Source organism: Arsenicicoccus bolidensis DSM 15745 (genome assembly GCF_000426385.1).
Taxonomy (GTDB): Bacteria; Actinomycetota; Actinomycetes; order Actinomycetales; family Dermatophilaceae; genus Arsenicicoccus; species Arsenicicoccus bolidensis.
In genome coordinates this window covers 100,383-111,157 of the sequence record NZ_AUFG01000010.1, presented here as the reverse complement: position 1 = coordinate 111,157, position 10,775 = coordinate 100,383, and the positions used below count along the sequence as shown (strand labels likewise).

Here is a 10,775-nt window from a genome sequence, read left to right as displayed (position 1 = left end):
CGTGAATTTCCACCCATGCCAGACGATCCGGCCATCGATGTCGGCCAGCGAGGCCTGATGTCTGGCTCTGCACGCCAGATCGATCCCCAGCACGTATTGCACGACGAGTCCTCCGATCACGTGTCCTGTCATTCCAGGCCCGTGTCGTCGTGGCTCACCTACACATTCGAAGTAGGGGTCGACCACAGAACGGTCGCCGCACGCTCCCGAACAAGAGACACCCCTCAGACACCGGCATGCCCGCGAGCGACCAATCATCCGCAAGAGCTCACCGAAGCGGCCCAGTGACAGACAGGACGCCCGCGGGCACCACCCAACCTAAATGTGACTACCTGAGGTAGGTCAGCCGAAGCGGGCGACGTTGCGGGCGCGGGCGCGCTCGGCCATCTCCTCGCGGCTGCGCGGCGGCGCCGTGGTCACGAGCTCGTCGAGCAGCGCCGAGGTGGCGACGGTGATCTGCTCGACCGCGCGGGCATAGGCGTCCTCGTTGGCCTTGGACGGCTTGGGGGAGCCGGCCACCTTGCGGACGTACTGCAGGGCGGCGGCCTCGATCTCCTCCTGCGTCGTCGACGGGTCGACGTTGTGCAGGACGCGGATGTTGCGGCACATGCGGCAACCATAGGCAGCCGCTCGACCAGGCAGGAGAGGTTGGCGCAGGTGCAGCCGTTCAGTCGAGACGGCCTCGACGCACCGTGACCACCAACGGGGCCACACGGGTGATCGCTGGCATTCGACACGCACGAGCGTCGCCGAGCCCCGTCACCGTGATCAGGTGGTCGGCATCGCCTGCATCTCGGCGATCTCCTTGCGCTGGCCCGTGATGATGGCCTGCGCGAGCTTCTTGACCGCGGGGTCCTGCGTGGTCGTCAGGACGTCCTCGGCCATGCTCACCGCGCCCTCGTGGTGGCCGATCATGGCCTTGACCCAGGCTGCGTCGAAGGCCGGGCCCTGCATCCCCGACAGCGCCTTGAGGTCGCCCTCGCTGACCATGCCCTCCATGGGCATCGCGTGGTCGCCCGCCGAGACCGGGGCTCCCCAGCCCTTGAGCATGGCTGTCATCTGGTCGATCTCGGGCTGCTGGGCCGCCTGGATCCGTCGGGCGAGGTCCTGCACCGTGGCCGACGCACCGTGACCGGCGAGAGCCATCTCCGACAGGTCGAGCGCCTGGGCGTGGTGCGGGATCATCATCTGCGCAAACATCACGTCGCCCGCCCGGCCCTGCATCGGCGTCGCCCCGGAGGTGGCGCCCGTCGATGCGGGGGCGCTCGAGCTGCCCGAGGCTGACGAGCTTGAGCCGTGACCGGCGTGGGCGTCGCCGGCTGCCGTGCTGGTGGTGGCGGTCGTGCTCGTCGCGCCGCCCTCGCTCGACCCGCAGGCGGCGAGCAGGCAGCCGAGGGCAGCGACGACGGCGACGGATGCGGTGGGGCGACGCATGGGGGCTCCTGACGTTCAAGGTGCTGGGGCAGATCTGCTTGTCTCCCAGCCTAGGTCGTCGGTCCCCGCCTGTGCCGGGCGCCCTGGCCGCATGTCGCCCGCCCGCTCGCACGCCGCGCCGGCGCACGGCGCGGCCCGGCGACCACGCGGGTCGCCGGGCCACGGCATACGGGCTCCGTCAGGCGCTGATGGACTCGCTCAGGCCGCCGGACTAACCCAGGCGGATATGCCTACCTCAGGTAGGTCCATCAGCCTGGCGAACGAAGGCCGGTCGATGCCTCTACCGGCGGCCGAGTCATCAGCCTGGCGAACGAAGGCCGGTCGATGCCTCTACCGGCGGTAGGTCAGGAGGTGGCGAGGGCGCGGTCCAGGCCGGCGCGCACGTCCGCCACCAGGTCCTCGGTCGCCTCGATGCCGATCGACAGGCGCAGCAGCTGGTCGCCGATGCCGGCCACCTCGCGCGCCTCCGGCGTCATCGACGCGTGCGTCATCGTCGAGGGGTGCACGACCAGCGACTCGACGCCGCCGAGCGACTCGGCCAGCGAGAAGCACTGCAGCCCGTCGAGGAAGGCCCGCACCTGCGCCTCTCCGCCGGCGAGCTCCAGCGACACGATCGCGCCATACCCGTCCTGCTGCGAGGTCGCGAGCTCGTGGCCGGGGTGCGACGCCAGGCCGGGATAGAGCGCGCGCGACACGGCGGGGTGCTCGGCGATCAGCTCGGCGACGGCGCGGGCGTTCTCCTCGTGGGCCTTCATGCGGGTGTGCAGCGTGCGCAGGCCGCGCAGGGTCAGATAGCTGTCGAAGGGGCTGCCGGTCAGGCCGAGGACGTTGGCCCACCAGGCCAGCTGCTCGTGCAGCTCCTCGGTCGCCCCGATGACGGCGCCGCCGACGACGTCGGAGTGGCCGTTGACGTACTTGGTGGTGGAGTGCAGCACGACGTCGCAGCCCAGCTCGATCGGGCGGCACAGCAGCGGGGACAGGAAGGTGTTGTCCGCGACCACCGTCGCGCCGACCTCGTGCGCGGCCGACGCCACGGCGCGGACGTCGGTGATGCGCAGCAGCGGGTTGGACGGGGTCTCGATCCACACGACCGTCGGGGCCTTGTCGGCGCGCAGCGCGGCCTCGACCTGCGCCGGGTCGGTGTAGTCCACGGTCACGACCTCGAACGCACCCTTGCGCGACAGCGAGTCGAACAGCCGCCAGGTCCCCCCGTAGCAGTCGTGCGGGATGACGATGGTCTGGCCGGGCGACAGCAGCGCGGACACGACGACGGTGATCGCGCCCATGCCGGTGGTGGTGACGACGCCCCCGGCACCGCCCTCGAGCGTGGCGAGCGCGTCGCCGAGCAGGTCACGCGTGGGGTTGCCGCTGCGCGTGTAGTCGTAGCGGCGAGGGGTCCCGAGCTCCTCGAACGTGTAGTTGCTCGAGAGGTAGATCGGGGGGACGACCGCGCCGTGGGCCGGGTCGGTCTCGAGTCCGGTGCGGATCGCGCGGGTGAGGCGGGAGAGCTCGGTCATGGTGTCGCCTTTCGCAGTCTGAGCGGGCCCAGTCCTGCGGTCGACCATGAGGGAGCGGTATGCCGGACGCGCCGGCGTATCGACCCATCTGCCGGTGGGCCGCGAGGCCCCCGCAGGACTTGGCACCTGACCCTCGGGGTGTCCCCCTCGGGCGGTTGCCCCGGCGTCGTCGGGCCTGTCCCTCAGCCGGTCGTGATGGATGTGCCTGCACCCTAAACCGCCCGCCACGAGGTGGACAGGCGGTGTCCAGCACTCGGGCGGTCGCCGACCGGTGGCCTGCTACGGCTGGGGGTGCTTGTTGGCGACGTACTGCACGCGCTGCCCCTGCACGACCTCCTCGGCCAGCGTGGCCAGCTTGATGTTGAGGTCCTGGCTGGTCTTGCGCAGCAGCTCGAAGGCCTCGTCGTCGTCGACCTTGTGGGCGGCCATGAGCAGACCGACCGCCTTGCCGATCTCGCGCGAGGTGCCGAGGGCCCGCTCGAGGTTGGCGCTGTCGTTCTGCGCCCGCACCGTCATGACGGCGACGGAGGCGAACGACGCCAGGACGGCCGCCTGGTCCACCGAGGTCGTCGTGAACGCGTCGGCGGTGTCGGAGAACAGGTTGAGCGCCCCGACCTTCTCACCGTCGAGCAGGATGCGATAGCCGATGAGGCCGCGCACGGTGGTCTCGGCGACCACGCGGCGGGCCAGCTCGGGCCACTGCGAGCCGTCCACGAGGTTGGGGTCGTGCTGGAAGGACTCCTCCACGATCGCGTCGACGCACGGCCCGTCGTCGACGGCCAGCTCCAGGTCGTCCACGGCGAGGGCGACGTCGTCGGTCGCGGCGGCGCTGTAGAACCGCCCGGCCCGGTCGACCAGCATCATCGAGGCGTGGTCGCAGCCGTCGACGAGCTCGATGGCCGCGGCGACGACGGTCTGGTAGACGGCCTGCGCCTCGGGGCGGCCGTGGATCAGGGTGTTGAGCCGGGCGAAGACCTCGGTGGGCTCCACGCTGCTGCCGGGCATGGAGCCTCCAAGCGGTGATGACGCGACGTTGACCAGGAGTCTAACGACGCGTCACCGGCTGTCATGACGCGAGGGTCTCGATCGCCGTCCCCAGCCGCGGCAGCGCCTCGACGACGTGCTGCTTGGCCTTGGGGCGGACGCCGTTGTAGATCGTGGCGATCGCGGCGTGCCGCGGGTTGGCGGCGCGGGTGTCGCTGACCGACAGCAGGGCGTCGGCGGCCTGGTCCCCGTGGGAGGTCAGGTAGGCGCCGAAGGTCTGGTCGCCGCGGGCGTCCCACAGCGGCTGCAGCGACGCGGCGGCGTCCGGCAGCATGCCGTTGACCGCACGCCGGACGACGCCGTCGTTGACCTTCTTGACCGCGCCGTAGGCCGTCTTGATGATCGCGCCGCCGACGCCGCGCTTGCCCGCCACCTCGGCGTCGATGACGCCCACGAGGGTGTCGACGACGGTGTCACGACGGGAGGGTGCGAGCAGGGTCTCGGTCAGGGAGGTGGGCATCGTGGAGCCTTCCGGTCGGGAGGGTGGGCGACGGCGGGAGAGGCCGTATGCCGGGGGCCGCCCGCACGACAGGTCGCCGCGAGCGCCCGGCCGACGCCCACCCTAGGTCGGAGCGACGGTCGGCGCGACCCGCACGGCCCACCGCAGCAGCGGGCCGCAGTCGGGCCAGGACGACAGGGGCCCGGACGGCACCACCCGGCCGTCGAGCACCCGCCCGTCGGTGGGGTCGAGGCGCGCGTGCAGGTGGGCGATGGGGCGCAGGGCCAGCGGCTCGCTGAGCTCCATCATCATGGTGCGGTCGGTCCGGCCGCTCAGGTGGACGAACCGGTCCAGGTCGGTGAGCCAGCCCGGCACCGGGTCCTCGCGCAGCCGCAGCTCTCGTCGCACCCGCGCCTGCAGGATCTCGTCGCCGAGCAGGCGGGCCAGGATCGCGAGCGCGGTGGTGGTGACGACGTTCTCGTGCTCGACCAGGGCGGACACCAACCAGCGCGAGTCGAGCTCGGGTCCGTCGCGCTCGACCTCGTCGAGCAGCGCGGAGACCTCGAGCAGCACGTCCAGGTGGGTGCCGGCGCGGACGACCTCGCCCAGGCGAGCCACGACCGGGGGCACCACCGCGCCGGGCAGCTCCCGACCCACCGGGTGCCCACGCCGCGACCGTTCTCGTGCACGGCGCTCCCGACGGCGGCGCTCGTCGTCGGAGGGAGGGGACATGGATCCGACGCTAGCGACCACCTCGACGTTGCGCCTCCCGAGACACCTGGTCCCGTCAGGCGACCACTCCGTCGGCGTAGGTCATCGCGCCGCGCTGCACGACGCGCGGGTCGGTCAGCGGCACGGACCGCACCACCTCGGCCGGCGTCCGGGGCGGCGCGAGGTCGCCGGCGCGGTGCATCGCGTCGAGCAGCAGGTCGCTGCCCGGGCGCCCCCGCGTGAGGCTGGACAGGTAGAGGGTGCCGCCCGGCCGGACCCAGCCCGCCAGCCGCGTGACCAGCGCCGCCGCGTCGGGGACGAGGTGCACGACGCCGAGGCACGCGACGGTGTCGGCCGCGCGATCGCGCAGCGGCAGGGCGTCGAGGTCGGACTGCACCAGCACCACCTCGCCGCGTCGGGCCAGCCGTTCCTCGGCCCGCAGCAGCACCGCCAACGAGCGGTCGACGAGCAGGAGCGGGCGCCGGGACCGGGCGTACAGGTCGGCGGTGAGGGCCAGTCCCCCGCAGGCGACGTCCACCAACGGTCCGCGCCGCGACGCGAGGGCGGAGCGGGCGAAGGACCGCTGGTCCACCGGGTCCAGGCCCCAGGCGGTGCGCAGATATCCGCGCGAGGCCGCGAGGGCGTCATACCCCTCGGCACCGCGATCGCGGGGCGCCGAACGAGCGCTGAGCCCGGGGGTGGTCGACCACACCCGGCCGCTCACCCGGTGCAGCGCGTCCGGCCGGTCGAGCAGGTCGGCGCACCAGCCGGGCAGCGGGGACTCCGGGCGATCGAAGGGCGTGGGCATGCGACCTCCACTGACGATCACGGGTGACGCTGGTTGCGCCAGTCTGGCAGGGCGTCGCGCAGCAGGGGCGCGATCGGGACCGCCACCCGGGCCGTCGACTCCCAGTGCTCGCGCTCCCGGCGGCGCACGTCGACGGCGAGGAGGTTGAGGACCTGCTGGACGGCCGCGAGCGTGGACCCCCGCAGCATCCACTGCCCCGTCTCGGAGTGCGGGTCCACCAGCATGAGCTCGGTGAGCACCGCGCGGGTCTCGCCCAGCGTCTCGAGGGTCTGCTCGAGCTGCTCCTCGACGTCGCCGATCTCGGCGCCCGCCTCCGAGGCCACCAGGTCGCCGAAGGCCCGCAGGCAGTCGGCCACGTCGGACAGGACGACGCTGAACGCGACGCGCACCTCCTCGCTGTAGCCGTCGTCTTCGCCGTCGGGCGGCGCGCTCTCGACCATGAGCAGGAGCAGGCTCCGGACCGCGAGCTGGCACTGCTCGAGCCGGTCCAGGCCGGTGCGCAGCGGTGGCTCGGCGCTCACCGACGCGAGGGCCCGTGGGTTGAGGCGGCGGGCGTCCTTGACCTGCTGGACGAGCGTGGTCGCCCGGGCCACCCGGGTGCTCAGGCCACGGACCTCGTCCAGCCACTGCTCGCAGTCCTGGCGCACGAGCGGGGTCGTCGCGAGGCTGTCCGCCACGCGGTCCACCGCCTCGGCCAGCTCCAGCGCCACCCAGCGCACCGACGAGGTGGCAGCGCGCGTGGGGATCGTCGGGGGAAAGAACAGGTTGATGCCGACCCCGACGAAGGCGCCGATGAAGGTCGTGATCACCCGCGTCTCGACGGCGAGCTCCTGCCCGCCCGCCGAGAGGATGAGCATCGCGGAGATCGGTGTCTCCAGGGCCTGGTCGCCGAGGCGGAAGACCTTGGCGAGGGTCAGCGACGAGCCGATCGCGATGGCGAGGGACCACCAGGTCAGCCCCACCATGCTCGACACGGTGACGGCGACGAGCACGCCCGTCAGCACCGCCCCCACCCGGACCGCCCCCATGCGCACCGACGACAGCGTCGAGGCCTGGCAGACGAGGATGGCGGTCAGGGCGCCGGTCAGGTCGATGGCGCCGTCGGTGAGGGCGACCGTGAGCAGGTAGGCCAGCACCCCGGCGACCGTGAGGCGACCGACCTGCATGACGGTCGGGCGCAGCCGGCGCGGCACGTCGCGCCAGCGGGTGGGGCCGCCGGGCCAGACCCGCGACCAGGCCGTGGCGGCCACGTGGCGCGGGCTCCGCGCGCGCACACCGGGCGACGTCATACGGCCAGGTTGTCACGACAACCCGGCCGTATGACGGACGAGGAGCCGCCCACGGCGTCGGCGTCGGTGTCGGCGTCCGCAGCGGGCTCGGCTAGAGCGCGGAGATCTCGCTGACGATCGCGTCGAGCCGCGACTGCGGGATCTTGCCGGAGGCCATCTTCATGGCCTTCTCGGCCTTCATGCCCTTGGCCATCCCGATCATCGGGTGCGACGTCAGCCCGGGGGCGTGCTTGTCGAAGATCTCGACGGCCTGGGGGTCCTTGAGCAGGTCCCCGATGGTCGTCGTGCTGATGTCGTACTTGCCCATGACGTGCCTTTCTTACCGGTCGGTAGAGGTGCTGGCACCAGTGTGCCCGGCCCCGGGTGGTGCCCAGGACCTTCGTGGTCCATCCCACACGGATGGTCCACGGCGCGCACGCGCGGGCACGGTGCACCACTCGACTCGCCGGACGGCACAATGGGTCCAGACCCGCACGAGCCACGAGGAGCCCCCGGTGAACGATCTGCTGACCAGCTATGTCGAGTCCCGCACCGTCGACGCGACGTTCGCGACCACGCAGGGCGAAGCCGTGCTGACCATGGTGCACGAGCTCCCCAGCACCCCCGAGGAGACCTGGGCCCTCATCACCGACCCCGGGCTCGCCGCCACCTGGTCCCCCGTCGTCGGCGACCGCCCCCTCGACACCGTCGGTGCGGCCACCTCCCGCGAGAACGCCGACGACGAGCCCGTCGACGCCGAGGTGCTGATCGCCGAGCCGACGCGTGAGCTGGTGCACCGCTGGGGCAGCGACGAGCTGCGGTGGAGCATCGCCCCGCACGACAAGGGCTCGCGGCTCACCCTGCGCCAGGTGCTCGAGGACCCCACCCAGGCCAGCTCCCTCGCCGCGGGGTGGCACCTGTGCCTGTCCGGCCTCGAGGCCCGGGCCGCCGGCCACGACGTGACCCGCCCCGTGGGTGCCGAGGCGGCCCGCCGCTACGGCTGGGAGCAGCTGCGCGACGGCTACGACGTGCTGTTCGCCCAGCAGCAGCACTGACCCGCGGCGCCCCGACCAGCACCGACCTCGGTCAGATCCGGAAGTCCTGCTCGATCTTGGTGAGCCGGAAGCGCGCCAGCGCCAGGTTGGCGCGCGCCCGGTCCAGGACGAGGTAGAGGAACAGTCCCTGCCCCTCGCGGCTCGAGACGGGCCGGATGATGTGGTACTGCCGGCCGAGGGTGATCAGGATGTCCTCGATCTCGTCGTCCAGGCCCAGCGCCTCCATCGTACGCAGCTTGGCCTGCACCACCGCGCTGTTGCCGGCCGCCGCGACGTGCAGGTCCACCGCGGGCGGGTCGCCGCCGGTCGCGAGCGTCATACCGCTGCTCTGGTCCACCAGGGCCGCCCCCAGCGCACCCTCGATGCCGAGGCAGTCGGCCATCGCCTGGGCGTAGTCGGTCATGGGGTCGTCTCCTGCGGGGGTTGCGACGAGGGGAGCGCGCAGCGGGGGAAGCGCTCGTCGTGACCCTAGTGAAGCACTCCGCCTCTCGGGTGGCACCCAGGTGACGATGCGTGACCTTCCCGGTCCAGCCCCTACCCTGGTCGCTCGTGACCATCACGAGGGCGCGCAGCCCGTTCATGCGCTGGTTCCTCGACGCCGAGGAGGCCGACCCGGGCGGCTTCTACGAGCGCGAGGAGGAGGCTCTCCGGCAGGACGACGTCCACCCCTGGTGGAAGGTCATGTGCCTGACCGGTGTCGACTACTTCTCCACGCTCGGCTACCAGCCGGGCATCGCGGCGCTGGCCGCCGGCGCCCTGGCGCCGATCGCCACGCTCGTGCTGGTGGTCATCACCCTCTTCGGCGCCCTCCCGATGTATCGCCGGGTCGCCGTGGAGAGCCCGCACGGCGACGGCTCGCTGTCGATGCTGCAGAAGCTCCTGACCTACTGGCCGAGCAAGCTGCTGGTGCTGACGCTGCTCGGCTTCGTCATGACCGGGTTCATCATCACGATCACCCTGTCGGCGGCCGACGCCACCGCCCACCTCGTCGAGAACCCCCTGCTGCACGCCACGCTCGACGGCCACGAGGTCCTCCTCACCCTGGTGCTGCTGCTGGGGCTCGGGGCGGTGTTCCTCAAGGGCTTCTCCGAGGCCATCGGCGTCGCCGTCGTGCTCGTGATCGTCTACCTGTCGCTCAGCGCCGTCGTCGTGGTCGACGGCCTCATGGCCATCGTCGCCAACCCGTCGCTGATCAGCGACTGGGGTGCCGCGATGACGGCGAGCCACTCGGCGCCGTTCGGGATCATCGCGGCGGCACTCCTGGTCTTTCCCGCCCTGGCGCTCGGCCTGTCCGGCTTCGAGACCGGCGTGGTGGTCATGCCCCTCATCCAGGGCGACCCGGGCGACACCCGCGCCAAGCCGCGCGGCCGCATCCGCAACGCCAAGAAGCTCCTGACCACGGCCGCCTGCATCATGAGCGTCGCGCTGCTCGGGTCGTCCTTCGTCACCACCCTGCTGATCCCGCCGGCCGCGTTCAGGCCCGGCGGGGAGGCCAACGGGCGGGCTCTGGCCTACCTGGCGCACGAGCGGCTCGGGGACACCTTCGGGACGGTGTATGACGTGACCACGGTCGGCATCCTGTGGTTCGCCGGGGCCTCGGCGCTCGCGGGGCTGCTCAACATCGTCCCCCGCTACCTGCCGCGCTACGGCATGGCCCCGGACTGGGCGCGCTCGACCCGGCCCCTGGTCTGCGTCTTCGTCCTCATCGCCGCGATCGTCACCGTGCTGTTCGAGGCCAAGGTCGACGCCCAGGCTGCGGCCTACGCCACCGGCGTGCTGGCGCTGATGACCTCCGCGGCCGTGGCGGTGTTCCTCACCGAGCTGCGCCGCGGGCACCGGCGGACCTCGATCGTCTTCGGCGTGGTCAGCGCGATCTTCGTCTACACCTTCGTCGTGACGATGGCCTCGCACGCGGGCGGCCTGGTGATCGCCCTGGTCTTCGTCGCGCTGATCATGATCATCAGCCTGTGGTCGCGGGTGACCCGCAGCCGTGAGCTGCGCGTGGCCGGCGTCGAGATCGACGACGCCGCCGACGTCGTCCTCGCCCGGGCCGCGCTCGGCCGCCAGCCGATCCGCTTCATCGCCAACAAGATGCAGGCCGGTGACCTGGACGAGTACGACGAGAAGGAGCGCATCGTCCGCGAGCGCAACCACATCTCGCCCAAGGACCAGATCGTCTTCCTCGAGGTGCGCATCAACGACGCCAGCGACTTCACCTCACCGGTGCAGGTCACGGCGGGCCGCGCCGGCACCCACCAGATCCTGCGCTGCTCCGGCACCTCGGTCTCCAACGTGCTCGCGGCCTTCCTGCTCTACGTCCGCGACCTCATGCCCGAGCCGCCGCACGCCTACTTCGAGTGGAGCGAGCGAGACCCGATGGACAACGTCCTGCGCTTCCTGTCCGGCGGCGAGGGCGACATCCCGCCGCTGACGCACGAGATCCTGCGCATCGCCGAGCCGGACCCGGCCAAGCGGCCCCGCGTGCACGTCGGGGGCTGA

12 protein-coding genes and 1 riboswitch are annotated in these 10,775 nt (G+C 72.0%); of the genes, 2 read left to right on the top strand and 10 right to left on the bottom strand.

Annotated elements, in window-relative coordinates:
- Nucleotides 1-342 precede the first annotated feature (342 nt).
- The 9 genes from K313_RS0107930 to K313_RS23895 form a co-directional block, all read right to left on the bottom strand.
- Nucleotides 343-609, bottom strand: coding sequence for a DUF2277 domain-containing protein (locus tag K313_RS0107930; protein ID WP_019286709.1), 267 nt, complete (start codon nt 607-609; stop codon nt 343-345).
- Nucleotides 610-768: 159 nt separating this feature from the next.
- Nucleotides 769-1,434: a DUF305 domain-containing protein gene (locus K313_RS0107925; RefSeq protein ID WP_029211166.1), complete on the bottom strand. Its 666-nt coding sequence runs from the start codon at nt 1,432-1,434 to the stop codon at nt 769-771.
- Between the two features lie 344 nt (nt 1,435-1,778).
- Nucleotides 1,779-2,951: a cystathionine gamma-synthase gene (gene metB, locus K313_RS0107920; protein ID WP_019286711.1), complete on the bottom strand. Its 1,173-nt coding sequence runs from the start codon at nt 2,949-2,951 to the stop codon at nt 1,779-1,781.
- Between the two features lie 81 nt (nt 2,952-3,032).
- Nucleotides 3,033-3,153, bottom strand: a riboswitch (SAM riboswitch).
- Between the two features lie 77 nt (nt 3,154-3,230).
- Complete coding sequence (locus K313_RS0107915) at nt 3,231-3,956, bottom strand: GAF and ANTAR domain-containing protein (protein WP_029211165.1); 726 nt, start codon at nt 3,954-3,956, stop codon at nt 3,231-3,233.
- A gap of 61 nt (nt 3,957-4,017) precedes the next feature.
- Nucleotides 4,018-4,455, bottom strand: a complete 438-nt coding sequence (locus K313_RS0107910; protein WP_019286713.1) for a DUF6918 family protein — start codon at nt 4,453-4,455, stop codon at nt 4,018-4,020.
- A gap of 102 nt (nt 4,456-4,557) precedes the next feature.
- Nucleotides 4,558-5,166, bottom strand: coding sequence for a hypothetical protein (locus K313_RS0107905; protein WP_156911238.1), 609 nt, complete (start codon nt 5,164-5,166; stop codon nt 4,558-4,560).
- 55 nt (nt 5,167-5,221) lie between these two features.
- Complete coding sequence (locus K313_RS22255) at nt 5,222-5,953, bottom strand: class I SAM-dependent methyltransferase (RefSeq protein WP_029211163.1); 732 nt, start codon at nt 5,951-5,953, stop codon at nt 5,222-5,224.
- A gap of 17 nt (nt 5,954-5,970) precedes the next feature.
- A complete protein-coding gene (locus K313_RS0107895) occupies nt 5,971-7,242 on the bottom strand; it encodes an FUSC family protein (RefSeq protein ID WP_156911236.1) in 1,272 nt (423 codons plus the stop codon).
- A 91-nt stretch (nt 7,243-7,333) separates the two neighbouring features.
- Nucleotides 7,334-7,549, bottom strand: a complete 216-nt coding sequence (locus K313_RS23895) for a hypothetical protein (protein WP_019286717.1) — start codon at nt 7,547-7,549, stop codon at nt 7,334-7,336.
- Between the two features lie 187 nt (nt 7,550-7,736).
- Here K313_RS23895 and K313_RS23890 point away from each other — a divergent pair, with 187 nt between their 5' ends.
- Entirely contained in the window at nt 7,737-8,276 is a 540-nt protein-coding gene (locus tag K313_RS23890; RefSeq protein WP_051274050.1) for an SRPBCC domain-containing protein, read from the top strand.
- Nucleotides 8,277-8,307: 31 nt separating this feature from the next.
- Here K313_RS23890 and K313_RS0107880 read toward each other — a convergent pair whose 3' ends face one another.
- On the bottom strand, nt 8,308-8,679 hold the full coding sequence (locus K313_RS0107880) for a hypothetical protein (protein WP_029211160.1): 372 nt from the start codon (nt 8,677-8,679) through the stop codon (nt 8,308-8,310).
- 146 nt (nt 8,680-8,825) lie between these two features.
- On the opposite strand from K313_RS0107880, the gene K313_RS0107875 reads away from it, so the two are divergent.
- Nucleotides 8,826-10,775 (top strand): APC family permease, encoded by a 1,950-nt coding sequence (locus K313_RS0107875; protein WP_240483956.1) that lies wholly within the window; start codon nt 8,826-8,828, stop codon nt 10,773-10,775.